Origin of the sequence: Arthrobacter sp. NPDC097144 (assembly GCF_044762205.1) — a bacterium.
In the GTDB taxonomy this organism is placed as follows: Bacteria; Actinomycetota; Actinomycetes; order Actinomycetales; family Micrococcaceae; genus Arthrobacter_B.
In genome coordinates this window covers 313,108-337,752 of record NZ_JBIWDW010000004.1, presented here as the reverse complement: position 1 = coordinate 337,752, position 24,645 = coordinate 313,108, and the positions used below count along the sequence as shown (strand labels likewise).

Genomic DNA, 24,645 nt, shown 5'->3' with positions numbered 1-24,645 from the left:
CCTGTAGACAAGTCCCATCAAACGAACTTAGTCGCTCCAAACGACATCAAACTGCATCAAACTGGATCAATCTGCTTCACCCGTCTTGCCCAGTCCTGAACCCTAAGGAGACCAGGAATGAGACACCATATGCGGGATCTCCTCACTCTGGCCGCCGGCATCATCGCCGCGGTGATCCTGGTCTGGGCTGGATTCTCAACTCGGCCCAACCCTGAAACGCTTGTTCGCGGTTCCGTTTCTTCACTGCAGGAGCTTGCCGGCTTTAGCGCTGCTGCGGCGGGAGTGGGCATCGCAGCGGTATGGAGCGTTGGACTGGCCATGGCTGTGGCGTATGCAGCGCTGCGAAAGGCGGGCCATGCTGCCGCCGCCGCTGCCGCGGGTGCATTGGCTCCCGCCTTCATGAAGCGGCTGGCTGTTGCTGTCATCGGGCTGAATCTCGTTTCCGGAGCGGGCGGGGCCCAGGCCGCTGAGCTCTTCCCGCAGGGAAGCCAGCCGCAGGGAATCTCCGCTTTGGAGCAGCCTTCAAGGACCGTCGGCCCCCTGCAGAATCCTGCCGCAGCGGACGGAAGCGACGAGCACCCGACACCCCACTGGAAACCCCGGTCAGCGCCAGATGCCGAGAATGTCTTTGTCCGTCCCGTCCGGCCGGAAACCGAATCACAGGCAGTAGTGCGTGAAGGCGACTCCTTATGGAGCCTGGCCTCTGCGCAGCTGGGTCCGCAGGCCACCGAGGCGGACATCGCTGCCCACTGGCCCCGCTGGTATGAGCGCAACCGGGCAGTGATCGGCGATTCCCCGGACCTGATTCTGCCCGGCCAGGCCTTCGAGATTCCCGACGCTCCGGAATTACCGCCGCGGCACTGACCCGAAGTACATGTTCGGCTCGCATCCAGTTATCGCGCGCTCTCCGAAGCCGCTGTGCAGGAAAGGACAGTCACCATGACCACCGTGATCACATTTCCCGTCCATGAGGACGCAGATGACTTGGCGGCCGCCTCGGGCGCCCCGCGTCCGCTGACTGTCCAGCGCATTGCCGTCACGGGCTACACCCCGCAGGATGCGCCGCCCGTCAAGCTCCTCCCGCGCCCCGTCACGGTTGACTCGCGGGCCCCGGCCGGGCCGGCGGCGGTGGAGGCGGCTCACTGGCAGAGCGACCCCGCAGATGATTCACGCGTGGATGCCATTGCCAGGTCGGTTACCCAAGCAGCGTTGGAGGTGCTTGGAGGAACCCGGCCCCTGCAGCAGATGGCCCGCTGGCTGGATCCGGACAGCTATGAACGGCTGCAGCTGCGCGCAAACCTGGTGCGCAGCAGGAATGCTGCACCCGCCGGCCGCACAGGCGGCCAGCTCCCCGCTCCGGTGCGGCTGCACCGGCAGGTAGTGATCCGGTGCTGCCGGATCTGCCCGGTCTCGGAGGGCGTATATGAGGCTTCTGTGGTTGCGGCCGAACAAAACAGAGTCCGCGCCGCAGCTCTGAGAATAGAACTGCGGCGCGGACTCTGGAAAATTACCGCCCTGGAAATCGGTTAGGCCGGACGGCTGCCGGCCTGACCTCTACTTGCGGCGCTTGGTTTTTTTCGGAGCACCCTGTGCCTTCCGCTGCTGATCTGCAGGGCCGGACTTCGCAGGCTTGTCGGAGACTGCACGCTCAACGCGGGTTTCCACTCCGCCCTCGGTGTTGGGCGCCGAGAACTGGAGGCTGGCAGGACGCTGGGGAGCCTCGAGGCCGGCAGCTGTCACCGTCGGCTGGCCGACGACGCCGCGTCCGTCCTTGAGTCCGGCCAGAGCCGGCGGAACATCCGCGGCGGGCTGGTTTACCTTCACCTCGGCGTTGAACAGGTAGCCGATGCTCTCCTCACGGATGGCCTCCGTCATCGTCTGGAACATGACGAACCCTTCGCGCTGGTACTCCACCAGGGGATCGCGCTGGGCCATGGCCCGAAGTCCAATACCCTCCTTGAGATAGTCCATCTCGTAAAGGTGTTCCTGCCACTTGCGGCCGATCACCGAAAGCACCACCCGGCGCTCCAGTTCGCGCATGGCCGGTGCGCCCAGCGCTTCTTCCCGGGCCTGGTAGGCCAGCTTGGCATCGGAGAGGATTTCCTCCTGCAGGAATTCCCGCGTGACCTTGGAGCGTCCTCCGGCTTCCTCAACCACTTCGTCGATGGTCAAGCTCACCGGGTAGAGCGTCTTGAGGTTGGTCCAGAGCTGTTCGTAGTCCCAGTCATCGCCATGGCCCTCGGCTGTCGCCTCATTGACAATCGAGGTCACCACGTCCTCCAGGAAGAAGCCGATCTTTTCCTGCAGATCGTCGCCCTCCAGGATCCGGCGCCGGTCGCCGTAGATGGCTTCACGCTGTCGGTTCAGGACGTCGTCGTACTTCAGGACATTCTTGCGCTGCTCGGCGTTGCGGCCCTCCACCTGGCCCTGGGCGTTCTGGATGGCCTTGGATACGAGCTTCGATTCCAGTGCGACGTCGTCAGGCATCGAGGAGCTGTTCATGATCCGCTCGGCGGCACCGGAGTTGAACAGACGCATCAGGTCATCGGTGAGCGAGAGGTAGAAGCGTGACTCCCCGGGGTCACCCTGGCGGCCGGAACGACCGCGCAGCTGGTTGTCGATGCGCCGTGATTCATGTCGCTCGGTTCCGAGAACATACAGGCCGCCGAGCTCAATGACTTCCTGCTGTTCGGCGGCAACGGCTTCACGTGCCTTTTCGAGGGCATCCGGCCAGGCTGCCTCGTACTCGTCCGGATTCTCGCTCGGGTCCAGGCCGCGGCGCTCCAGCTCGGCGATCGCATTGAACTCGGCGTTTCCGCCCAGCATGATGTCGGTGCCTCGGCCGGCCATGTTGGTGGCCACGGTTACGGCACCCTTGCGTCCGGCCTGCGCCACGATGGCGGCTTCGCGTGCATGGTTCTTAGCGTTCAGGACCTCGTGCCGGATCCCGGCCTTGGCCAGCTGCTTGGAGAGGTATTCGCTCTTCTCCACGCTGGTGGTACCCACCAGGACCGGCTGCCCGGCGGCATGGCGCTCGGCGATGTCCTGGACAACGGCGTCGAACTTGGCAATTTCGTTCTTGTAGATCAGGTCGGACTGATCGATGCGCGCCATGGGCTTGTTCGTGGGAATCGGCACCACGCCCAGCTTGTAGGTGCTCATGAATTCGGCGGCTTCGGTCTCGGCCGTTCCGGTCATGCCCGAAAGCTTCTCGTAGAGGCGGAAGTAGTTCTGCAGGGTGACCGTCGCCAGCGTCTGGTTCTCCGCCTTGATGGCCACGCCTTCCTTGGCCTCAATGGCCTGGTGCATGCCCTCGTTGTAGCGGCGGCCGGCGAGGATGCGGCCCGTGTGCTCATCAACGATCATGACCTCACCGTTGAGGACCACGTAATCCTTGTCCCGTTTGAACAGTTCCTTGGCCTTGATGGCGTTGTTGAGGAAACCGATCAGCGGCGTGTTGGCGGATTCGTAGAGGTTGGAAATACCGAGGTAGTCCTCGACCTTTTCGATTCCCGATTCCAGCACGCCTACGGTGCGCTTCTTCTCGTCCACCTCGTAGTCGGTGTCCAGCGTCAGGCGCTGCACCACCTTGGAGAATTCGGTGTACCAGCGGTTGACGTCGCCGCTGGCCGCCCCGGAGATGATCAGCGGCGTGCGGGCCTCATCAATGAGGATGGAGTCAACTTCATCGACGATGGCGTAGTGGTGGCCGCGCTGAACCAGCTCGGCGGCGCTCCAGGCCATGTTGTCGCGCAGGTAGTCGAAACCGAATTCGTTGTTGGTTCCGTAAGTGATGTCCGCGTTGTACTGCTCGCGGCGGGTGGCCGGGTCCTGATTGGACAAGATGACGCCGCTGGTCATTCCCAGGAAGCGGAAGACTCGGCCCATCAGCTCCGACTGGTATTCGGCGAGGTAGTCGTTGACGGTCACGATGTGGACGCCGCGCCCGGTAAGGGCGTTCAGGTAGGCCGGGGCGGTGGCGACAAGGGTTTTACCTTCACCGGTCTTCATTTCGGCGATGTTGCCCAGGTGAAGCGCTGCTCCACCCATCAGCTGCACGTCGAAGTGGCGCATGCCGAGTGTGCGGCCCGCGGCTTCACGGACGGCGGCGAAGGCCTCCGGCAGCAAATCGTCCAGGCTCTCGCCGCCGGCGTACCGCTCCTTGAAGCGTTCCGTTTCCCCCCGGAGTTCGGCGTCCGACATACCCCTGTACTCGTCCTCGAGCACGTTGATCGCATCGGCGTAATTGCGCAGTGTCTTCAGCGTCTTCTTATCGCCTGTACGAAGAACCCGTTCGAGTAGTGATGCCACTGATTTGCTCCCAATCTAGTGTTGCCTAATTCTGGCGTCCCCAGTCTACGTGAGAGACGTTTGGCAGAGTGCCGGTGTTCCCGCAGCGGGGCTATTCACGGCATACTGCCAGCTTTAGCTCGGAGGCAAGATTCCCCGACGGTTTTACGATAACGTCATGCAGCCCCAGCCAATCTGCCATCATACGTAGTTCTGCGGCAAGCTCAACGGCTGTATGCGTCGGAGCGTTGTCTTCCCGGTGGGCGGCCTGCACCAGCAGTGCGCGGTTGTAGCGGTCCGCTTTCAGGTCCACCCGCGCCGCGAACTGATCCCCCAGCAGGAAGGGCAGCACGTAATAGCCGTAGCAGCGTTTCAGCGGCGGCGTATAAATCTCAAGGCGGTACCGGAAGCCAAAGAGCGACTCAAGCCGCTTCCGCTCAAAAACCATGGAGTCAAAGGGGCTCAGGAGGGCCCGGGCCGAGGACTTGCGCGGGATGATCGCATCCGCGTGCAGATATGCCGGGGATCTGAGGCCTGCTACGTCAACGCGCCGAAGGCGGCCTTCCCGTTCCAGCTGTTCGACCGCCTCCGCCGTTTCCCGCTGCGGCAGCCGGAAGTAGTCCGCAAGACTGCGGATGGTCCCCACCCCGTGCGCCCGGGCGGCCAGTTCGGTTAGGCGCAGGACCGCCTGCCGGGGATCGGCGGGTTCCAGGGCCGCCGCCCCTGCGGGATGCACGGCGGCCGTGGGGGCGTAAATCCGCTCGAACTGCGGAGTGCGCCCGGCCGAGCTGAGCAGGCCGGAAGCAAACAGATCCTCCAGCACCCGTTTGGACGCGCTCCAATTCCAGCCCCAGTTGCCGGAGTCCCTGGCCTGGACCCCTCCCAGCTTGGCGGCTATCTCCCGGGCCGTCAGCGGCGGGCCGTCAGCCAGGAGCCCGAGGATCTCCGCGCTGAGCCGTTCCTTCAGCTCCGGCTGCAGGGAGTGGGCGGTCATCCAGACACGGCTTTGGACCGTGCGCAGGTCGGCGAAGAGCTCGGGACGGATATAGCTGGCTTCGTGCGCCCAGTACTCCACCATCCTGCGCGGGGCTTTTGAGGCCAACCGGTCCGCGACAGCTGTGTCATAGGGGCCCAGCCGCGAAAACAGGGGCAGATAGTGGCTCCGGGACAGCACGTTGACGGAGTCGATCTGCAGCAGCTGCAGCCGCTGCAGGATCCGTCCCACAGACTTGGTGTTCGGGCTTCCGGGGCGTCCCTTCACGAGTCCCTGGGCACCCAGTGCGGTCAGCCGTGCCTGCCGGGGCGTGAGGGTCAAGGTCATACCGCCATCCTAGGCGCAGCAAGAAGGCCCCCGGCGGGATGAACCGTTCACCACGTTCCATCCCGGCCGGAGGCCTTCAGCGGGCCGCTGCCTCAGGGGCCCTGCACTAAGGACTCTGCATCAAGCAGTCTTGGCTTCTTCCCCGGCACGGTATCCGCGGACCTCTTCCTTGATGTCTTCGGTACCTTCGGCGCACCGGGCATCAAGGGTAATCACGCCGTAGGTCCAGCCCCGGCGCCGGTACACCACGGAGGGCGCTCCGGTGGCGGAATCCACGAACAGGTAGAAATCGTGGCCAACCAGCTCCATAGCGTCCACGGCGTCGTCAAGGCTCATGGGGGCACCCGGGAAGACCTTGCGCCGAATCAGGACAGGGCAGTTCTCATCCGGTTCCGCGGACTCTTCGTCGCTCTGAGCGGTGACGGCATCAGCGTCGGCTGCTTCCTTTTCCAGCTGGCTGTACAGCGGTTCACTGGTGCTCGCCGTCTCAAGATCTGCGGTTGCAAGCCGGACTGCTACCGGGGTGTGGCGGCCGTGGTGGACCTTCCTGCGGTCGCTGGCCCTGCGCAGGCGTTCAATGAGTTTGGCATACGCAAGGTCAAAGGCGGCGAACTTGTCGCCTGAGGTGGCTTCTGCGCGTACCACGGGGCCCCGGCCGACAACCGTCAATTCAACGGTCAGAGAGCTGTCGGCTTCACGGACGTTGGGTTGCTTGGTGACTCGTGCGTCTACCCGCTGGACCTTGTTCGCCAGGTTCTCCACCTTGGCGATTCGTTCTTCGGCATACTCCCGGAACCGGTCGGATACTGCAACGTTGCGTCCGCTAATCATGAATTCCATGGTGCCCTCCAATAGATTTCGGTGACACAGCACCGGCCGCTGTCAAAATCCTGCGACCGCTGCCGCAGGACAACTCCGTTTCTTGAAGCTGTCCATACCAACACGTTAGATCACTGCCCAGCGTTATTCACCTCCGGACATTCCGATTACCTGAGCCGTGTCCTATGGACTACGATCCGCCCTCGATGTTATTTGCGTCACTTGCCGGAGCTGCAGTGGCTGCGATGACTACGGCGCCTTCGACCCGTGCCCCCGCAGCCCGCAGCGCACGCGTAGCCTCCGCCAGTGTGGCCCCGGTGGTGAGGACATCGTCGACGACGAGACACCGCCTGCCTGCCAGCGTGCCGGCAGGGCCGGCGGTCATAGTTCCGGAAACATTCCGGCGCCGCCCCTTCCGTCCCAGGCTCTTTTGGCTTGCGCCGGCGATCCCGGATGCAGCGGCCACCAGGGCGCCCGGCCGCAGCATGTCCCGTGGCCTGCGTCCCGCCAAGCGGAGCACCGGTGCAACCCCTGTCCCGGCCGGCAGCAGCCCGCCGGTCCGCAGCGCGCCCAGAAGCATCGTCAGTGGGTTGTAACCACGGCGGCGCAGTGCCCGTCCCGAACCCGGAACGGGCACCAGGAAAAGCCCGGCGCTGCTGTCGATGTCCTGTACGGCATGATGAAGTGCCCCTGCGAGGATCGGCAGGAGCACACCGGCGAGGTCGGTGTGGCCGTGGTTCTTATAGGCGAGCAGCACCCGTGCCAGACCGCCCGCATAGCGGCCGGCGGCAAGCACCGGCAGCGCCGGCAGTTCCACATCCGCCTGATCCGGCCCGGGCAGGGTTTTGAGCCCGCAGGCACCGCCGTCCGGCTCCCCCTGCTTCCCTGCCTCTGCGCTCGGAAGCAGTTCTGCCGCGGACTGGGCGTAGTAGGGGCGGGTGGTGCTGCGCCGGACCCTGTCCCGGCAACCGGGACACAGGGATGAATCCGGTGCTCCGCAGACGACGCAGGATGCCGGGAGCAGTACGGCAAGCAGGTCAGCCCCTGCAGCCCCGACCGCGGCAACCCGCGGCTGCAGCCGCCACCGGTCCGCAGCGCTGCCCAAAAGGGCCTGGACCCTGGCCAGCGACGGAAGGCGGTCCCGCGACGGCGAGCCCGCCTTGAAGCGTGGTGAAGGATCCGGAATCTCCATACCTTCACCCTGAGGCAGGGAACGAGGTGAGTCGGTACGCACTCATCCTGAGGTGGGAAACCAGGACTTGGCAGCGGTTTAGCTTCGCCTGTGCAGGACGGTTGCGTGGGGAAGGGCTACCCGGAAAACGGCTACCCGGGGAACGCCGGATCCAGCAGTTCCCTGCCCACCTCGTACCAGCTGTTCCCCATCCGCTTGAACATGGCGTCGTCGGTCTGGACGTAGATGTCCTGTTCTCCCTTGCCGGCGCTGAGGCTGGTAATACCGGTCAGGCCTGCCAGCGGTTCCGGGCTGGAACCCAAACGCAGAATCACGGGCATGACCTGGTTGTCCGGGGACGTCTGCACCGCGACGATGGAATCCTGCGAGACCCACTTGGCGCGGTTCACTGGAAGCGTCTGGGGAACCCCGGATCCCGTGTTGGCGGTGACTGCCAGCTCCAGCGGAGTTGTCAGGGTCTTCGGGGTTCCGTCCGTGTCCCGCACGACGCCGGCAACCAACACATGGCTTTTCCCGCCCTGGTTCGTGACCAGCAGTGCGCGCGCCCCGTCACGGGAAATCCGAAGCTCGGAAATCGCGACTTCGTTCAGCCAGGCCACCGGCAGCGACAGGACCTGTTCGGGGCCGCCGCCCGGAGGCAGTGCGAGGATTTTGGCTCCGTCCCCGGTGTTTGAGGCCGTCCACGTCCACTTTTCCACATCAATACTCGGAGCGGTCAGCGCCGTGCCGTCAGCGACTTTGCGAACATCTTGGTTAGGTCCGGTCAGGAACAGGGATGTTCGATCCCTGTTGAGGAAGGCAACCGTGGCCAGGTCCAGGGAGAGCGCCGGATCCCGCGGGCCGTACGCCGCAACACTGGGAATGCCCTCGATGGCCTGCGGCGCCACTCCCTTGAAGTAAGCCAGCTCATTTTGATGCACAGCAATCTGGGTGCTGCCCACCTCGGGATCGGCGACGGCGGTTACCAGCGCGCTGCTTTCCTTGCCCAGGTCCACGGCGCGCTGGTTGACCGTCATGCTGACCGAGTTCACGTTGTTGAGGTTGGTCAGGTTTTGCTGCAGCTGCAGGGCCATCTGCTGCCGGTTGAGGTCATTGGAATCCTGCAGGACCTCGGCGGACAGGTCCACCGTTGCAACGCCTGAGACCACCGGCACGGCGTCCCGGGCAAGAGCGGTGCCCGCCGGGAAGGCGCTGCTTACGGCTCCCTGCAGATAGGGCGCCGGACCTTCCAGCATGGCCTTGACCACGTTGGCGGCAATGCCGGACTTTTGGACGAACCAACGGGTGTCCGGAACCCAGAACTCATAGTTGCTCGAGTAGAAGTACAGGTTGTGGGAGAGGAACAGGAGGGAAAAATTGACCTCGGAGATCATGATCCCGTTGGGAATGGCGTTGATCCGCCATTGGCCGTCTTCCTGCTCCATGGTGGCGGAAATGGTTTCCGTGGTACCCAGGGCTTTGTCGGTGCGGATCCCGCGCGTATCCAGGGCTCCGACCACTTCCAGCTGGATGGCGTAGCTCTTCCCGTCAGCTGAGGGAACAATGTCCGGATCCGCACCGTAAATCAGCACCCGGTCATTGGGGGTCCAGGTTTTGGCCAGGGAGTCGGTCAGGAATTCACGGGCCACGCTGTAATCATCTGCTGCACCTGTTCCCGCGGTAATGAAGCCCTTCAGGATTTCCGCCGGAGACTCTCCGCCGTTTTGGCTGGGCCCCCGCGGGGCCACGTCAAAGGTGTTCACCAGTGAGCTGCCGTCGCTGTCCGCGGAAGCGGTGCCCACAGGTCCGGTGGTGGGAATGGAGGAACATCCGGACAGGACCGCCATCAGCAGGGCCGCCATCAGCACCAGCTTCGCAAACGGCCGGGAGGAAACGGAGTTTCTAGCGTCCATCGGTCGGCTCCTGGGCTGGTGCGTCTGCGGGTGTGGTGACCGGGGTGATGACGGGCGCCGCCGCATGGGCGGCCAGCGCACGGGTTCCGGGGGCGCCATCGTACGGTGACAACGGCACCGGTGACTCGGCGAAGGGCACCCCGTGCCGGCGGGGCAGCGTGAGCCGGAAGCAGGCTCCGTCTCCCGGGCGCCCCCAGGCCTGGAGCAGTCCCCCGTGCAGCAAAGCGTCTTCGACGGCGATGGACAGTCCCAGTCCGCTGCCGCCAGTGGTCCGTGCCCGGGCCGGATCGGCGCGCCAGAAGCGGTCGAACACCCGTGAAGCTTCGTCGTCGGTCATGCCGATGCCGTGATCCCGCACTGCCACCGCAACGGCGTCCAGGTTGGAGGCAATGGCAATCTCGATGGGCTTTCCTTCGCCGTGTTCCAGGGCGTTGACCACCAGGTTGCGGATAATGCGTTCGATCCGCCGGGGGTCTGCGTCCACCATGCAGCTGGTTTCCTTGGAGACCACAGTGATTTCCGATCCGATGTTCAGGGCCAGCGGTTCCGTAGCGTCGATGACGTCGCGGACCACGGTGAAAATGTCGGTGGGCTCCAGATCAGGCGATGCCGCGCCGGCGTCGAACCGGGAAATTTCCAGCAGGTCAGCGAGCAGGGCCTGGAAACGTTCCACCTGGTGGTAGAGCAGCTCCGTGGAACGGCGGCTGATGGGGTCGAACCCGTCCCGCGCGTCGTAAAGAACCTCGGCCGCCATCCGCACAGTAGTCAGCGGGGTACGCAGTTCGTGGGACACATCCGAGACGAAGACCTGCTGCATGCGCGAAAGCTGGGCCAGCTGGGTGATCTGATCCTGCAGGGTGGCCGCCATGTGGTTGAAGGACGCGGCCAGGCGGGCGACGTCGTCCTCGCCCTTGACGACCATGCGTTCCTGAAGCTCGCCGGCGGCCAGTTTTTCGGAGACGGCCGCCGCATCGCTGATGGCTCCGACTCCGGCCTTGGCGACGATCCAGGCGATGGTCCCGATGATGACCAGGAGCAGGCCGCCGGCGATCCACAGGATGCGGTGGATGTCATCGAGGGTCTGCTGCATGGAGGACAGGTCGTAGATGAGGTAGAGGGCGTACTCGGCCCGGTCCGGCGGGAGGGTGACCTTGGTGCCGAAGGCCAGGCCGGGCTCGCCGTGGGACAGGGCCATGGCGGACCAGTGGATGGTGTCGCGGTCGTCATCAACATCGATGCTTCGAACGGACTCGCTCAGGGGCAGCGGAATGCTGCCGGCGGTAATGCCCTCCCCCAGCGTCTGGGAGACAAAAAGGTCCTGCTCCTGTCCCGGCAGAGGACTCAGCAGGTAAAGGCGGGGCGCGTCGGCTCCCTGCCCCTCCAGAAGTGAGAGTGTGTTGGAAACCAGCCGTTCGGTGCCCTCACGGTCCGTGGCTGCAGTGGTCCGGAAGTTTTCCTTGGCCGAGACGAGCCCTGCCGTGGCCTCCGACTGGAACTGCTTGAGGCGCTCTTCATAGAGCGCACCGGCAATTTGATGCGAGAGGAAGGCACCCACGCCGCCGCAGGCAAGGGTGACCAGGAGCAGCGTGGAGACCACGGTCTTGAACAGCAGGGAACGCCGCCAGGCGCGGGCTATCCGGTGAAATGTTTCCTTGCGCAGCACGTCGCGGAACTGCCTGAGCGTCCGCAGCACTGCCGGGAGGACTTCGGTCTTGAAGACCGAAGTCCCCCGCCGCCTAACTCTGGCCTGCTTTGTAACCGACACCGCGCACCGTCAGGACTATTTCGGGTGCTTCGGGGTCGCGCTCGATCTTGGAACGAAGCCGCTGCACGTGGACATTGACCAACCTGGTATCCGCCGCATGGCGGTAGCCCCACACCTGCTCCAGCAGCATCTCCCGGGTGAATACCTGCCAGGGCTTCCGTGCCAGGGCCACCAGCAGGTCAAATTCCAGCGGAGTGAGGGAAATGGTGTCAGTACCGCGGGTGACCACGTGGCCGGCCACGTCGATGGACACCTCTTTGATGCTGAGGGTTTCCGGGGATTTCGTGTCGCCCGGACGCAGCCGTGCGCGCACCCGGGCCACGAGCTCGGCAGGCTTGAACGGTTTCGGAACGTAGTCGTCCGCCCCTGATTCCAGGCCCCGGACGACGTCGGAGGTGTCCGACTTTGCGGTCAGCATGACGATCGGCACGTCGGATTCACCGCGGATCTGCCGGCACACCTCGATCCCGTCGATTCCGGGGAGCATGAGGTCCAGCAGGACAAGGTCGGGCTTGGTATGGCGGAAAATTTCCAGCGCCTTGGAACCGTCCGCGCAGAAGACAGGGTCGAACCCGTCGTTGCGGAGCACAATACCGATCATCTCGGCCAATGCTTCGTCGTCGTCCACGACCAATATGCGTGCCTTCATAACTCCCTGTCCCCAGTTGACTGCTCAAGCCGGTTCCTCGTTGCGGTGCTTGCCCGGACCATTTTCTCCGGCTGCCCGGCTGCCTGCGCGGGCTTCTGCCTGCTGTCCGGAATGCGGGGCATCCGGCATGTCCGAGGACAGCACGACAGCTGGCAGTATCCCTCTCATCCTAGAGGACGTAGAATCCGGCGGATTCTGTCCGCGACGCCGGGACCGCTCTGGAACTATAGTCGGAACACGGAATACAACGGTTTGGGGGACAAGCTTTGGGTCAGGACAATCACAGCGGTGAGGAGCCGAAGGAACCCGTTCGGCCGCCTGCGGCCGGCCCGGAGTACGACGACGACGGCGGAAGCGGAAGCACGGGAGGCACCAGCGGGACCGGCAGCGCTCCGCAGCCGCCCTCGCGGTGGGCAGCACCGGGAGCGCAGGACTCCCCCGAGCTCCCCGGGGCGTGGGGCGATCCCGCAAGCCAGCCACCCACCACTGCTCCTCTGCCACCGCCGCCGGAACCGCCGCAGGGCTGGGGACAGCAGTGGGGACAACCCGGCCAGCAGAACCCGTGGGACCAGAACCAGCAGTGGTCGGGACCGGGAGCTCCCGGCGCCCAGGGCGGTACCGGAGCCCCCGGCATGTTCCCGCCGGCGGCTCCCGGACAGCCCTGGGGCGCTCCCGGTTACCTTCCCCAGGGCGGATGGACACCTCCGCCCAAGCCCGGCGTCATACCGCTGCGGCCGCTGGGCCTGGGCGAGCTGCTGGACGGCGCCTTCCAGGCCTGCCGGAAGAACGCTGCGGCAACTTTTGGAACGGCCCTGCTGATTCAGGGCGTTATTGCAGTGCTGACCTATCTGGTGGCGGGCAACTTCTTCTCCTCGGACCTGTTCAGCACCGATGCGGACGGTTCGGAATTCACTGTCGAGGATTTTGAGTCCGGTCAGGGCTCCTTCGGCTGGTCCCTGACAGCTGTCTCCCTTCTGGGCGTGGTGTCCGTGGTGGGCGTCCTGCTCCTTCAGGGCATCCTGGTGGTGCCCGTCGCGCGCTCGATCCTGAACCTGAAAACCGGCTTTGCCCAAACCTGGCGGCTCTCCCGCTCCCGGCTCCTTCCCCTGGCAGGGCTGGGGCTGCTCCTGCTCGCGGTGATCGTGGTCGGGATTGTGGTGTTCTCCCTCCTCCTGGCGCTGATCCTGGAGTTCCTGGGCGCCGCAGGCATTGCCGTCCTGATACTGGGCATCCTGGCGCTGATTGCCGTCTTCGCCTGGCTGGCCGTTAAGTTTGCGCTGGCACCGGCCGCACTGGTCCTGGAACCTGCCGGGGTTTTTGCCTCGCTGCGCCGGTCCTGGCAACTGACCAAGAGAAATTACTGGCGATCGTTCGGAATCCTGGCACTGACGGCAATCCTGGTCTCCATCGTTTCGTCCGTCATCAGCACGCCTGTGGTCCTGCTCCTGAGTTTCGTCACTGCTTTTGGCAGCGGTTCAGAGCCCGATGCCGGCGCGGCATTTGCCCTCGTGGCGCTGAACGTTGCCATCAGTACTTTTTTCGGTGCCATCGGGTACGCGTTCCAGTCAGCCGTCACCTCGCTGCTGTACGTCGATCTCCGCATCCGCCGGGAAGGTTTTGACCTCACCCTCATGAAGGAGCAGGAACTCGCGGGATCCACCCCCGATCTGGTGCCCGGGCGCCGCAGCGGGTCCAGCGGATGACGGCGCTGCCGCTTGGCAGGGCCCGCTTCGACGTGCCGGTGCTCCCCGACGGCGACCAGGGGCGGGGATGGGCTGAAAAGGAACTTTCCCGGTCCGTGTACAAGGAGGCGGAGCCAAGCCTGCTGGACCGGTTTTGGCAGTGGGTGGGCGATTTTTTCTCCCGGCTGCTGGAGGGCATCACCGGTGTGGATCCCACTCTCGGTGTCCTCTTTCTTGCGGCGGGAGCAGCTGCTCTCCTGGCTGCCGCGGTGTTCCTGGTCCGGCCCCGGCTGAACGCACGGCGCCGCAAGGCGGTTTTCGACTCACCCGGGATCCGGGTTGCAGTAGACCACCGCAGGCTGGCCGAGGAAGCCGCCTCCCGCGGAGAATGGGACACTGCCCTGACAGAGCGGCTTCGGGCCGTGATCCGCTCAGCAGAGGAACGCGTGATCCTTGAACCGCGTGCCGGCCGCACGGCGGCCGAAGCCGGGCAGGAACTCAGCGGAGCCTTTCCCTCTGCCCAGGACGAAATCCATTGGCTGGCGCGGCGCTTTGACGAAGTCCGGTACGGGCACCTGTCCGCCGTTCCTGCTGACGCCGTCCGTGCCCGGGATCTTGACGGGCTGTTGGAACGGTCCTCCCCGTCCGCCGGACCGGCTTCGGTTTCCACCCTGGCGGTGCCGCGGTGAGCACGGTGCATGAGGCCGGCGCACCGGGGGAAACGACCGTGAGCCCGGCGGCTGCTGAGGCAGCGGCTCCTTCTGCGGCAGCAGCCGGACTCAGGGCCCTCCGGGCACGCCTGCGGGCCTGGCGGGTGTGGATCATCCTGGCACTGGTGCTTTGTGCCGTAGTCCTGCTGCGCATCCTGACCGGCGCAGGCAGTGACGGTGCCCCGCTCTCCCCTGACAATCCTGCCCCCGCCGGTGCCATGGCTGCAGCCGAAATCCTGGGCGAACAGGGAGTGGATGTCCGTTCGCCGGGTTCCTTCGAGGAGACGCTGGACCTGCTGGAAGAGAACGGGGACCAGTCAACGCTTCTGCTGTTCGATCCCGACGGCTTCCTCAGCCAGGAGCAGCTGGCAGAGCTGAACGGTCTGGCCCGCCGGCAGGTCCTGGTGGAGCCCACCTTTTTCCAGCTCTCCGAACTGGCGACGGGCATCCGTTCAGCGGGCGTCCTGCCCGCAACGGATGCGCCGCTGAACGCCGCCTGTGACGCAGCGGATGCCCAAGCGGCCGAGCGCATCACCGCAGGCGGATACGCCTATCGTGCTCCCGCGGTCTGTTTCCCGCCGCCGGACAACAGTGCCGGCAGCAGCGCCGGCACCGGCTCCTACGCAGCGGACGACGACGCCGGCGTCGTCGTCCTGGGAAACGCGGCAGTCCTGGCCAATGAGGCGCTCGCGGATCACGGCAACGCAGCCCTGGCACTGCGCACGCTGGGTTCCACCGGCACGCTGGTCTGGTATCTGCCCACTGTCTCCGATACACCCGCTGCGGCTGTGCCCGAAGACCCGCGGGCGCTGCTGCCCGGCTGGGTGGATCCGCTGCTGCTGTGGCTGTTTGTCGTAGCAGCTCTGGCCATGCTGTGGCGCGGACGGCGTCTGGGGCCGCTCGCGGCGGAACCGCTGCCTGTAGTGGTACGGTCCGCAGAGACGGCAGAAGGACGCGCCCGGCTCTATCAGGACGGCCGGGCGCTGGACCGCGCGGCGGCAACACTGCGCGCCGCCGCGCTGACACGATTGTCCGCCCGGCTCCGGCTGGGCCCTGCCGGCAGCACCGACACCGTGGTGCGGGCAGTCGCGGCAGCCACCGGGCGGTCGGTGCACGAGGTGGACCGCCTGCTGAACCGCGCCGCCTTCGCCGGTGATGCCGCCCTTGTCCAGTGGTCCCAGGAATTGCAAGCCCTAGAGGAAGAGGTCACCGCATCATGAGCCAGCAGGACCAGCAGGACCTTCAGTACCAGCCGGACGGGCAGGCGCCGGTCCCGGCGTCGACCGGTCCGGATCCCGTCCGACAGGCACTGTTGGATGTGCGGCGGGAGGTGGCCAAGGCGGTGGTGGGGCAGGACGCGGCAGTAACCGGACTGATCATTGCGCTGCTGGCGCGGGGCCATGTGCTGCTGGAAGGCGTGCCCGGCGTTGCCAAGACGCTGCTGGTGCGCTCGCTGTCCGCCGCCCTGGATTTGGATACGAAGCGGGTGCAGTTCACTCCGGACCTCATGCCCGGCGATGTCACCGGATCGCTGATCTATGACGGCCGCAGCTCGGAATTCACGTTCCGGGAAGGTCCCGTCTTCACCAATATCCTGTTGGCCGATGAAATCAACCGCACTCCGCCCAAAACCCAGGCCTCGCTGCTGGAAGCAATGGAGGAGCGCCAGGTTTCCGTGGACGGTGTCAGCCGCCGGCTGCCCGACCCCTTTATGGTGGCCGCCACGCAGAACCCCGTGGAGTATGAGGGAACGTATGCGCTGCCTGAAGCGCAGCTGGACCGTTTCCTGCTCAAACTCACCCTGGATTTGCCCGGACGTGACGATGAGATTGAGATTATCCGCCGGCACAGCGGCGGTTTCGATCCCCGGGACCTTGTTGCTGCCGGAGTCCGGCCCGTCGCCGGCGCCGCTGATCTGGAGAGAGCACGGCAGTCGGCGGCCGCCGTCGAGGTGTCCCCCGAGGTCCTCGGCTACATTGTGGACCTTGTCCGGGCCACCCGGGCAGCGCCGTCGTTCCAGCTTGGTGTCTCTCCGCGCGGCGCAACGGCACTGCTGAATACCTCCCGCGCCTGGGCGTGGCTTTCAGGGCGGACCTTTGTCACGCCCGACGACGTCAAGGCCCTGACCCTGCCGGCGCTGCGCCACAGGGTATCCCTCCGCCCCGAAGCGCAGATGGACGGCGTCAGCGTGGACGGTGTCCTGGGCAGCATCCTGGCCACCGTTCCGGTTCCCCGCTAGGACGCCGGTTCGCGATGGCAATCTCCGGCCGGTTCGTCCTCCTCGCCGCGGCAGGCGTTGTTGCCGTCCTGCTATTTCCCGGCAGCACCGCCCTGTGGCTGTGGGCGGCATTCCTGTGTGCGGCGGCCGGAGTTGATGTGCTTGCGGCCGCTTCCCCCCGCGCCCTGACGCTGCAGCGCACCGAACCCGTCAGCGTGCGCCTCACCGAGCCGGCCACCGTGCTGCTGACCGTGCGCAACGGGAGCCGGCGCACCCTCAACGGCTGGTTCCGGGACGGCTGGCAACCCTCGGCGGGCGCCGTCAACCCGGTCCAGCGGATGCACGTTCCGGCAGGTGAGGCAAGAAGATTCGAGGTGCAGCTGCTTCCCGAACGCAGGGGCGAACTGCACAGCGGAACGGTCACGGTCCGCAGCTTCGGACCGCTCGGACTGGCCGCGCGCCAGCGCACCCTGCGCAGCCCGGCGGTGCTGCGGGTCCTGCCGCCGTTCCGTTCCAAGCGCCACCTGCCGTCCAAGCTGCGGCGCCTGCGGGAACTGGACGGCAACGCCTCGGTCCAGCTGCGCGGAGCAGGCACGGAGTTCGATTCGCTGCGTGACTATGTGCGCGGCGATGATGTCCGGTCCATTGACTGGCGTGCCACTGCCCGGCGCAGGGACACCGTGGTGCGGACGTGGCGCCCGGAGCGGGACCGGCGGGTGGTGCTGCTCCTGGACACTTCCCGCACCTCCGCGGCGAGGATCGGAGAGGAGCCGCGGCTGGACACCGGAATCGAGGCTGCCCTGCTGCTGGCGATGCTGGCCTCCGGCGGAGCAGACCGCGTGGATTTCCTGGCCTTTGACCGGCGGATCCGGGCGCGGGTGAGCTCCGGTGCAAAGGGCAACCTCCTGAACCGGCTGGTCACCGCGATGGCACCGCTTGAGGCGGAGCTGATTGAAGCGGACTTTTCCCTGGTGCCCGGCGCGGTCCAGTCAGTATCCACCCGGCGGTCCCTGGTGGTGCTGATCACGGCACTGGACTCCGGTGCGCTGGAAGAGGGCCTGCTGCCCGTGCTGCCGCAGCTGCTGGAGAAACACCTGGTGGTGATCGCCTCGGTCCGGGATCCGGAGCTGGAGGACCTGCGCCGGCAGCGGTCAACGGCCAGCGAAGTCTTCCGTGCCGCTGCCGCGGAGCGTGCCCTGCTGGACCGGGCCGCCGTGACGGCCTACCTGCGGTCCATGGGGGCCGAGGTGGTCGATGAGGTTCCGCGCGAACTGCCGCCCAAACTCGCAGACCTGTATATCCGGCTCAAAGCCTCGGGAAGGCTGTAAATCATGGAAGATTCACCATCAGCACAGGTGCCCGGCCGGGGCGGAGCGGACTCGGTCTACCGCAGCGTCCTTGGACCGGAGTATGAGCGGCTGCAGCCAGAGCTGCAGGAATATTTTGCCGCGGGGCCGGGAGCCGGAACCTACGGTGAGGGCATCGGAGTCTTTGAGAGGGCCGGCTGCCCGCGGCCGTGGCTGCGGCCGCTGCTCAAGCTGATGCCGGTCACCAACGCGTTCTTCCCCGATTACGGCACCAATGTTCCCTTCACGATCCGCAACTACCCCCATTGGGATTCGGAGAACCGGCCCTCGCTGACCGCGGTGCGGACCTTCCGGTTTCCGGCCGGGAACCGGGTTTTCGAGGACACCACCACACTGACCGGCCCCGGGCAGCTCACGGATTACCTGGGCAGGAAACGGAACCTCGCCACCGATCTGGTGCTGACCGTGACCGGGGACGGGCACCTGCGCATGGATTCACCGGGCAGCCGGCTCTTCCTGGGCCGGCTGCGGCTGCCGCTGCCGGCCTTCGCCGCAGCGGATGCCCATGTAGAGCAGTGGTACGACGCCGGTGACGGCCTCTTCCGGATCCGCACCCGAGTGGTGCAGCGGCAGGTGGGAACCATCTTTGTGTATGACGGAAGCTTCAGCTACGAACAATTCCGGTGGGACGGCCGGCTGCCGGAAGACGCAGTGCCGGCCCGCTGGGAGCGGCGGGTTTAGGCAGTTCTTCCGCGCCTAAGCCTCTCTTCCGCAATGTCCTGCCGGCGACGGTCGGCTAGCTTTCAGCGGCTACCTGGGACAGGGCCCCTGCCGTTTGCGTCAGACGGTTCAGGACTTTGCGGGCGGACGACGGCGACGCGTCCGCGAGTTCACCCGCCGGTGTCAGGCGCAGTGCGGGCAGTGCCCGGGGAGGCAGACCGATTTTGTTCCACGGCCGCAGCACATCCTCCACCAGGGCTTTCACCTGGCGCGGTTCGGCATTGCCGGCGGGATCGGAGAGGATCCCCAGCCACAGGCTCTTTCCAGCTTCCACCGCTTCCGCGATGGCTTCCCAATCCGCTCCGGTGAGACCTGCGGCGGGCAGCGCCGCTCCGGCCGCTCCGGCGCCCAGTGCCAGCGAGAACGGCGTTTGCGCGCCGGGGCGGAGTGCTGCCGAGCGCCCGGATTCCGGGAGCCGCAGTACCGTTTGCGCCGCGCCGGCGTCGGCGAGGGCCTCGATGATGGAGTTCCAGGCGGAGGACACCTCAGTGGAGGGAACCGAACGCAGTGTGCGGTACCCGCTGGCCGTGGGGATGGTTCCGCCCAGCACATCGGCAATGTCCGGCTCGTCCAGCTGGACAATGATTGAGGCGTCCGGGGCAGCCGTACGGGCGCGGGCCACGAAGTCAGCCGCCCCCGCGGCAAGGGACTGCAGCAGCTCGCGGCGGGCGCCGGCGTCGGAAAGGGCCCGCTCCCCGTTGTGCAGGTAGAGTCCCGCCGCCAGCGACAGGGGGCCGCGCAGGGAAATCTTCAGCTGGTTGCCGGGGCTTTCCTCCCCGCCCACTACGTCCGCGAGCGCGTTGAGGTCCTGGCCCAGCAGCGAGAGGGCCCGCCGGTGGTCCTTCCCCGGGCGGGGAACCAGCCGCCAGCCGTGCGGCTGCAGGTCCACGGCCAGATCCACCAGCAGGGCTGCGGTGCGGCCCAGCGCGTCGGCACCGGGTCCGCGGTTCGGCAGTTCCATGAGGAACGGCAGATGCGGTTCCCCCAGTTCCCCGCGGATGATCCGCGTGGCTTCCACCGGGTCCGTTCCCGGCCACTGCCCCAGGGCGGTGGCCGTTACCGTGCTGCCGGTCTCCGGCTGCGCTGTGCCCTGCCGGCTGCCTTCCTGCCGGCTGTCTTCGTGCTGGTTAGCGTCCCGCTGCATTGCTGTTGCCGCCGTTGTGGTTGTCGGAGATCGCCTGGTGATGCCGGATGACCTCGCTGATGATGAAATTCAGGAACTTTTCGGCGAAGGCCGGGTCCAGGTGGGCGTCCTCGGCGAGGCGGCGGAGCCGGGCGATCTGCGCGGCTTCGCGGCCCGGATCTCCGGGCGGCAGGTTGTGCACCGCTTTGAGCAGCCCCACCCGCTGGGTGGCCTTAAACCGTTCGGCAAGCAGATAGACCAGGGTCGCATCGATGTTGTCGATGCTGCTGCGTACTGCCAGCAGCTCCTCCATAACATCCTCGGACACGGTTCCGGCAAGGGAACTGGCCGAGGGATCGAACTCGAACTCATCTGCGGGCGTATCAGTCATTGCTCCAGTCTAGGGTCCGCCCTGCGGCGGAGGGGGCACGTTACGTCCCGGAGATGCCGCTTAGGACACTGCGGCGGGATCCCATTCCAGCGAACGCGCCGAATCGATCGTGGCCTGGCCCAGGACGCGGGTGCCCTGGTAGACCACCATGGACTGGCCCGGCGCCACGCCGCGCATCGGCTCGTTCAGGCGGACCACCAGCTCCTCGCGGACACCGCCGTCGTCCTCGCCGGAGGCGGCGTCTTCCATCCAGCCGCGGGCCGGAACGGGGTCGCCGTGGGCGCGGACCTGCACCATGCAGTCGAACTCGGTACGGGCGGCGATCTCGGGGATCGGCAGTCCCGCCCAGGAAATCTTGATGCCGCGCATCTGGTCGATGTTGAGCAGCTTTTCCGGGCCCACCACCACCTTGTTTTCCTTGGGCCGGATCTCCAGCACAAAACGGGGCTTGCCGTCGTCGGCGGGGCGGCCCAGCTTCAGGCCCTTGCGCTGGCCCACGGTGAAGGCGTTGGCTCCGGGGTGCGTGCCGATCTTCTCGCCGGAGGAATCCACAATGTCACCCTCGGTCATGTCGATGCGCTCTTCGAGCCAGCCGCGGGTGTCGCCGTCGGGGATGAAGCAGATGTCGTGGCTGTCAGGCTTGTTGGCCACCGACAGGCCGCGGCGTTCCGCTTCGGCCCGGACCTCGGCCTTGGATGGGGTCTCGGCCAGCGGGAACATGGAGTGCTTGAGCTGTTCGTGGGTGAGCACGCCCAGCACGTAGGACTGGTCCTTCGCCCAGTCGGCGGCGCGGTGCAGCTCGGGGTTGCCGTCGGCGTCGGTGATCACCTTGGCGTAGTGGCCGGTGCACACGGCGTCGAAGCCCAGGGCCAGCGCCTTCTCCAGCAAGGCGGCGAACTTGATCCGCTCGTTGCAGCGCATGCAGGGGTTCGGGGTGCGGCCGGCGGCGTATTCGGCGATGAAGTCATCCACCACGTCTTCCTTGAACCGCTCGGAGAAGTCCCAGACGTAATAGGGAATACCGAGGATGTCGCATGCGCGCCAGGCGTCGCGCGAGTCCTCAATGGTGCAGCAGCCCCTGCTGCCGGTGCGCAGCGTTCCGGGCATCCGGGACAGCGCCAGGTGGACGCCAACGACGTCATGCCCCGCTTCCACTGCCCGTGCTGCGGCTACTGCGGAGTCCACTCCGCCGCTCATTGCTGCCAAAACCTTCATGAAGTAAAACCTGTTCCTGCTGTTTGGATGCTGCTGACATGGGAGGCCATTCCGGCCTTTTTGGCCCGTTCATATGCTTCGGGAAGTGCTGCCAACAAGGTGTCAACGTCCGCAGCCGTGGTTGTATGCCCGAGGCTGAAACGCTGCGCGCCGCGGGCTTCGGTCTCGCTGAGTCCCATGGCCAGCAGGACGTGCGAGGGGCGGGGAACTCCTGCCGTGCAGGCCGAGCCCGTGGAGGACTCAACCCCTGCCAAATCCAGCAGGAAAAGCAGCGAGTCGCCTTCGCACCCGGGGAACGTGAAGTGCGCGTTTCCCGGCAGCCGGGCCGGCACAGCGCCGTCGGCCGTGCCAGCGCCGTCGGCCGTGCCAGCGCCGTCGGCCGTGCCGGCGCCGTCGCGCGGTCCCCGGAGCACTGCATCCGGCACAACCCGTTCCACACCGGCGATAAGGACGTCCCGCAGCTCCCTAAGGCGGGCGGACTCCGCCGGAAGGTTCTCCGCGGCTTCGCGTGCTGCGGCGGCAAAGGCAGCAATGCCTGGGGTGTCCAGGGTGCCCGAGCGGATGTCGCGCTCCTGTCCGCCGCCGTGCATCACCGGCGTCAGTTTCACGGCCCGGCCGACGACGAGCGCTCCGATGCCCACGGGACCGCCAATCTTGTGCCCGCTGATGGCCATGGTGTCCGCACCGGAGGCGCGGAAGTCCACCGGCAGCGCGCCGAAAGCCTGGACGGCGTCGGTGTGCACCGGCACTGAATACTCATGGGCCAGAGCGGTGAGGGCCGGAATGTCCTGGACCGTGCCCACCTCATTGTTGGCCCACATGACGGTCAGCAGGGCGGTGCTGTCTGCGTGGGCAGCAAGTTCGGCACGGACGGCTTCCTCGGAAACCACCCCGTTGTGATCCACCGGCAGCCATACCGCAGTGGCGCCCTCGTGCTTTTCCAGCCACTGCACGGTGTCCAGGACGGCATGGTGCTCGATCGGAGAACACAGGATGCGGGTTCGGCGGGGATCGGCATCCCGGCGAGACCAGTACAGCCCTTTGACTGCGAGGTTGTCCGCTTCCGTTCCGCCGGACGTGAAGATAATTTCCGAGGGATGACAGCCTGCGGCAGCGGCGAGCGCTTCACGGGATTCCTCCACCACCATTCGGGCGCGGCGGCCGGAGCCGTGCAGCGACGAGGGGTTGCCGCTGCGGCTGAGTTCTGACGTGAGTGCGGCGAGGGCCGAGGCCGAAAGAGGCGTGGTCGCCGCGTGATCTAGGTACACGGGCACGTTCCTATTCTAACGGGCACCGCAACCGGGACGGGTCCTGATCCGGAGATCGGGCCTGCACTTGAAGCCGGTTCCCTCTCTGCCGGGATTTTCCCGGGGTTTTCCCCCGGACTTTCCCGGTCCCGGGCGGAAGGTGGCACACTGCCCCTGTGACTGTGCTGCCCCCGGAATCCGCGAAACGCGGCGAAGAAGTGCCCGTCAGCCGTGCTGCTCTGCTGCAGGCGTTGGCCGGACAGCTGTGCGGTCTGTTCCCGCGACGCCGCGTGCTGGCGGCAGTGGACGGCGTTGACGGCTCCGGCAAGACGACATTTGCCGATGCCCTGGCGCTTGAGCTGAACAGGGCCGCGGTCCGTCCGGTCATCCGGCTGTCCCTTGATGACTTCCATCACCGGCAACAGGCGCGCTACCGCAGGGGCCGGACGTCGGCCACGGGGTTCTACCGGGATTCCTATGACGTGGAGCAGTTCCGCAGATACGTCCTGGATCCGCTGGGGCCGGGCGGAAGCGGGCGGTACCGGCCGGCCGGGCACAGTCTCGAGACCGACACCATACTGTCCCCGCCGGAACTGCCTGCCGCTTCCAACGCCGTCATCTTGGTGGACGGGCTCTTCCTGCACCGGGAGGAGCTGGCGGCGGGCTGGGATTATTCCATCTTCCTCGACGTTCCGTTCACCGTGAGCGCCGCCCGCATGGCGGTCCGGGACGGAACACCGACGGATCCGGAGCACCCGGCCATGCACCGGTACGCGGGCGGTCAACGGCTCTATTTTACCGACCGCGATCCCGCGGCCCTGGCCACAGTGGTGGTGGAAAACTCCGATCCGGACCGTCCGCGGGTCATTTCAGCGGCCGAAGCCTTTTGCAGCACGGTGCGCCCGAAAATGCCGCCGGAAACATAGTTCGCTGCCGCAACGTTGTAGCTGCTGTGATGATGCCTGCGGCAAACCTGCGAGAATGCAAACCCCTGCCGAATACCTGCTGCGCCCGTCCGGTGCCGCGCCTGCCGGGCCTTCCGGCCCAACGAGAGGAATTGCTGTGAGTCCGTCGCCCAAGACGCTTTATGAGGTTTTGGGTCTTGCCCCCTCGGCCACAGCTGACCAGATCAAGGCGGCCTACCGCAGGGCTGCGCGCACCAGCCACCCGGACCGCGGCGGCAGCGCCGAAACCTTCCATGTCATTGCCGAGGCGTACGAGGTGCTGTCCAATCCGCAGCAGAAGGCCGCCTATGACCTGTCCCTGGGCAGGGGAGGTGCCCGGTCCGGCAGCCCTGCCGCACCGCCGTCGGCTTCCCGCACCGGATACGCCCGGGCAGGTTCGGCATCCGCCGAGGAGAACCTCGGCAGCACCCCGCGCTTTGTTCCCGATTTCTCCCCCGGCTCCCCGCCCGTGCTGCCGCTGGCCCTGGCCGGGCAGCAGATCCACGGAACTCCCCGCCGTCCCGGCTTTTTTGCCCGGCTGGGCTCCACGGCCGCCGCCCGGTACGACGGCGAGAACCTCACCATAAACCTGCTGCAGCGAACCCTCCTGCCGGACTATCCCGCGGGCCGGCTGGTCAACGGGCTGCATGTGCCGGACCGCTCCCCCCGCGGCGGAAACCTGGAGGTGGGCCATGTCCTGCTGGGCGGATACCGGATGGCGGTGCTGGAGTCGCAGGTGGCTTCACCGGGCAACTACAACTGGGACGGCCGGCATTTGCGCTACCGGGGCCGCGAAGTGAACATCGGCCGACTGCCGGATGCGGTGCGCACCCTCCAGGACCGCTTCCCGGAATGCAACGTCAGCGGCTGGGTGGTCCTGCACTCGCCCAACGGCAATCCGTTTGAACCGGTGATCGATTATCCGCCCTCGCTGAGCCGCAGCGCCCCTGCCACGGTGCACGTGGTGAACGCCGGAACACTGCAGCGCGAACTCCGCCGCTTCTTCAACGACGGCCCCCAGCCCCAGATGGTTCAGCTGCAGGTTCTTGGCGGCCTGCTCGATGCGGTGGCACAGTAGCCGCCGGGCTTAGGATGGGGTT

General features: G+C 66.2%; 21 protein-coding genes. 10 read left to right on the top strand and 11 right to left on the bottom strand.

Going from position 1 to position 24,645, the window contains the following annotated elements; all coding sequences use genetic code 11:
* Positions 1-117 precede the first annotated feature (117 nt).
* Complete coding sequence (locus tag ACIQXM_RS11490; protein WP_400931516.1) at positions 118-864, top strand: LysM peptidoglycan-binding domain-containing protein; 747 nt, start codon at positions 118-120, stop codon at positions 862-864.
* A 75-nt stretch (positions 865-939) separates the two neighbouring features.
* Positions 940-1,530, top strand: a complete 591-nt coding sequence (locus ACIQXM_RS11485; RefSeq protein WP_400931514.1) for an Rv3235 family protein — start codon at positions 940-942, stop codon at positions 1,528-1,530.
* A gap of 24 nt (positions 1,531-1,554) precedes the next feature.
* Here the strand turns inward: ACIQXM_RS11485 and secA are convergent, their stop codons facing one another.
* From secA to mtrA, 7 genes are all read right to left on the bottom strand, one after another.
* Positions 1,555-4,311, bottom strand: coding sequence for a preprotein translocase subunit SecA (secA, locus tag ACIQXM_RS11480; RefSeq protein ID WP_400931512.1), 2,757 nt, complete (start codon positions 4,309-4,311; stop codon positions 1,555-1,557).
* Positions 4,312-4,402: 91 nt separating this feature from the next.
* On the bottom strand, positions 4,403-5,611 hold the full coding sequence (locus ACIQXM_RS11475) for a winged helix-turn-helix domain-containing protein (RefSeq protein ID WP_400931510.1): 1,209 nt from the start codon (positions 5,609-5,611) through the stop codon (positions 4,403-4,405).
* Between the two features lie 120 nt (positions 5,612-5,731).
* Entirely contained in the window at positions 5,732-6,451 is a 720-nt protein-coding gene (hpf, locus tag ACIQXM_RS11470) for a ribosome hibernation-promoting factor, HPF/YfiA family (RefSeq protein ID WP_400931508.1), read from the bottom strand.
* Between the two features lie 169 nt (positions 6,452-6,620).
* Complete coding sequence (locus ACIQXM_RS11465; protein ID WP_400931506.1) at positions 6,621-7,622, bottom strand: ComF family protein; 1,002 nt, start codon at positions 7,620-7,622, stop codon at positions 6,621-6,623.
* A gap of 131 nt (positions 7,623-7,753) precedes the next feature.
* Positions 7,754-9,514 (bottom strand): LpqB family beta-propeller domain-containing protein, encoded by a 1,761-nt coding sequence (locus tag ACIQXM_RS11460; protein WP_400931504.1) that lies wholly within the window; start codon positions 9,512-9,514, stop codon positions 7,754-7,756.
* Positions 9,504-11,207, bottom strand: coding sequence for an MtrAB system histidine kinase MtrB (mtrB, locus tag ACIQXM_RS11455; RefSeq protein ID WP_400931502.1), 1,704 nt, complete (start codon positions 11,205-11,207; stop codon positions 9,504-9,506). The genes ACIQXM_RS11460 and mtrB overlap by 11 nt, the downstream gene beginning before the upstream one ends.
* A gap of 43 nt (positions 11,208-11,250) precedes the next feature.
* Entirely contained in the window at positions 11,251-11,928 is a 678-nt protein-coding gene (gene mtrA / locus ACIQXM_RS11450) for an MtrAB system response regulator MtrA (RefSeq protein ID WP_400931499.1), read from the bottom strand.
* A gap of 266 nt (positions 11,929-12,194) precedes the next feature.
* Between mtrA and ACIQXM_RS11445 the strand changes: the two genes are divergently transcribed.
* Genes ACIQXM_RS11445 through ACIQXM_RS11420 form a run of 6 tightly spaced genes read left to right on the top strand, consistent with a single transcriptional unit; the run spans position 12,195 to position 18,586 of the window.
* Positions 12,195-13,631 (top strand): glycerophosphoryl diester phosphodiesterase membrane domain-containing protein, encoded by a 1,437-nt coding sequence (locus ACIQXM_RS11445; RefSeq protein WP_400931497.1) that lies wholly within the window; start codon positions 12,195-12,197, stop codon positions 13,629-13,631.
* A complete protein-coding gene (locus ACIQXM_RS11440; RefSeq protein WP_400931495.1) occupies positions 13,628-14,299 on the top strand; it encodes a DUF4129 domain-containing protein in 672 nt (223 codons plus the stop codon). The genes ACIQXM_RS11445 and ACIQXM_RS11440 overlap by 4 nt, the downstream gene beginning before the upstream one ends.
* Positions 14,300-14,337: 38 nt before the next feature.
* Positions 14,338-15,540 carry a DUF4350 domain-containing protein gene (locus ACIQXM_RS11435; protein WP_400931493.1) on the top strand — a complete coding sequence of 401 codons (1,203 nt, stop codon included), beginning with the start codon at positions 14,338-14,340 and terminating at the stop codon, positions 15,538-15,540.
* Positions 15,537-16,559, top strand: a complete 1,023-nt coding sequence (locus ACIQXM_RS11430; RefSeq protein WP_400931491.1) for an AAA family ATPase — start codon at positions 15,537-15,539, stop codon at positions 16,557-16,559. The genes ACIQXM_RS11435 and ACIQXM_RS11430 overlap by 4 nt, the downstream gene beginning before the upstream one ends.
* A gap of 14 nt (positions 16,560-16,573) precedes the next feature.
* A complete protein-coding gene (locus tag ACIQXM_RS11425; RefSeq protein WP_400931489.1) occupies positions 16,574-17,866 on the top strand; it encodes a DUF58 domain-containing protein in 1,293 nt (430 codons plus the stop codon).
* Positions 17,867-17,869: 3 nt separating this feature from the next.
* Positions 17,870-18,586, top strand: a complete 717-nt coding sequence (locus ACIQXM_RS11420; protein ID WP_400931487.1) for a DUF4166 domain-containing protein — start codon at positions 17,870-17,872, stop codon at positions 18,584-18,586.
* A gap of 55 nt (positions 18,587-18,641) precedes the next feature.
* Here the strand turns inward: ACIQXM_RS11420 and ACIQXM_RS11415 are convergent, their stop codons facing one another.
* The 4 genes from ACIQXM_RS11415 to ACIQXM_RS11400 are packed head-to-tail and all read right to left on the bottom strand — an operon-like array spanning position 18,642 to position 22,628.
* Positions 18,642-19,769, bottom strand: a complete 1,128-nt coding sequence (locus ACIQXM_RS11415) for a hypothetical protein (RefSeq protein WP_400931485.1) — start codon at positions 19,767-19,769, stop codon at positions 18,642-18,644.
* Positions 19,753-20,139, bottom strand: a complete 387-nt coding sequence (locus tag ACIQXM_RS11410) for a chorismate mutase (RefSeq protein WP_400931483.1) — start codon at positions 20,137-20,139, stop codon at positions 19,753-19,755. The genes ACIQXM_RS11415 and ACIQXM_RS11410 overlap by 17 nt, the downstream gene beginning before the upstream one ends.
* 60 nt (positions 20,140-20,199) lie before the next feature.
* On the bottom strand, positions 20,200-21,354 hold the full coding sequence (gene mnmA / locus ACIQXM_RS11405) for a tRNA 2-thiouridine(34) synthase MnmA (RefSeq protein ID WP_400931481.1): 1,155 nt from the start codon (positions 21,352-21,354) through the stop codon (positions 20,200-20,202).
* Complete coding sequence (locus ACIQXM_RS11400) at positions 21,351-22,628, bottom strand: cysteine desulfurase family protein (protein WP_400931480.1); 1,278 nt, start codon at positions 22,626-22,628, stop codon at positions 21,351-21,353. The genes mnmA and ACIQXM_RS11400 overlap by 4 nt, the downstream gene beginning before the upstream one ends.
* Before the next feature lie 149 nt (positions 22,629-22,777).
* On the opposite strand from ACIQXM_RS11400, the gene ACIQXM_RS11395 reads away from it, so the two are divergent.
* The gene (locus tag ACIQXM_RS11395) at positions 22,778-23,527 is read left to right on the top strand and encodes a uridine kinase (protein WP_400931478.1); all 750 of its coding nucleotides are present in this window, start codon (positions 22,778-22,780) and stop codon (positions 23,525-23,527) included.
* A gap of 136 nt (positions 23,528-23,663) precedes the next feature.
* The gene (locus tag ACIQXM_RS11390) at positions 23,664-24,623 is read left to right on the top strand and encodes a J domain-containing protein (protein WP_400931476.1); all 960 of its coding nucleotides are present in this window, start codon (positions 23,664-23,666) and stop codon (positions 24,621-24,623) included.
* The last annotated feature ends 22 nt before the right edge of the window (positions 24,624-24,645 follow it).

What these genes read in the sequence shown, in the direction of transcription:
- ACIQXM_RS11430 (WP_400931491.1), top strand. Translation starts at nt 15,537, where the DNA reads ATGAGCCAGCAGGACCAGCAGGACCTTCAGTACCAGCCGGACGGGCAG.
- ACIQXM_RS11475 (WP_400931510.1), bottom strand. Translation starts at nt 5,611, where the DNA reads ATGACCTTGACCCTCACGCCCCGGCAGGCACGGCTGACCGCACTGGGT.
- mtrA (WP_400931499.1), bottom strand. Translation starts at nt 11,928, where the DNA reads ATGAAGGCACGCATATTGGTCGTGGACGACGACGAAGCATTGGCCGAG.
- hpf (WP_400931508.1), bottom strand. Translation starts at nt 6,451, where the DNA reads ATGGAATTCATGATTAGCGGACGCAACGTTGCAGTATCCGACCGGTTC.
- ACIQXM_RS11465 (WP_400931506.1), bottom strand. Translation starts at nt 7,622, where the DNA reads ATGGAGATTCCGGATCCTTCACCACGCTTCAAGGCGGGCTCGCCGTCG.
- ACIQXM_RS11425 (WP_400931489.1), top strand. Translation starts at nt 16,574, where the DNA reads ATGGCAATCTCCGGCCGGTTCGTCCTCCTCGCCGCGGCAGGCGTTGTT.
- ACIQXM_RS11460 (WP_400931504.1), bottom strand. Translation starts at nt 9,514, where the DNA reads ATGGACGCTAGAAACTCCGTTTCCTCCCGGCCGTTTGCGAAGCTGGTG.
- ACIQXM_RS11440 (WP_400931495.1), top strand. Translation starts at nt 13,628, where the DNA reads ATGACGGCGCTGCCGCTTGGCAGGGCCCGCTTCGACGTGCCGGTGCTC.
- ACIQXM_RS11485 (WP_400931514.1), top strand. Translation starts at nt 940, where the DNA reads ATGACCACCGTGATCACATTTCCCGTCCATGAGGACGCAGATGACTTG.
- ACIQXM_RS11490 (WP_400931516.1), top strand. Translation starts at nt 118, where the DNA reads ATGAGACACCATATGCGGGATCTCCTCACTCTGGCCGCCGGCATCATC.
- ACIQXM_RS11415 (WP_400931485.1), bottom strand. Translation starts at nt 19,769, where the DNA reads ATGCAGCGGGACGCTAACCAGCACGAAGACAGCCGGCAGGAAGGCAGC.
- mnmA (WP_400931481.1), bottom strand. Translation starts at nt 21,354, where the DNA reads ATGAAGGTTTTGGCAGCAATGAGCGGCGGAGTGGACTCCGCAGTAGCC.
- ACIQXM_RS11420 (WP_400931487.1), top strand. Translation starts at nt 17,870, where the DNA reads ATGGAAGATTCACCATCAGCACAGGTGCCCGGCCGGGGCGGAGCGGAC.
- ACIQXM_RS11410 (WP_400931483.1), bottom strand. Translation starts at nt 20,139, where the DNA reads ATGACTGATACGCCCGCAGATGAGTTCGAGTTCGATCCCTCGGCCAGT.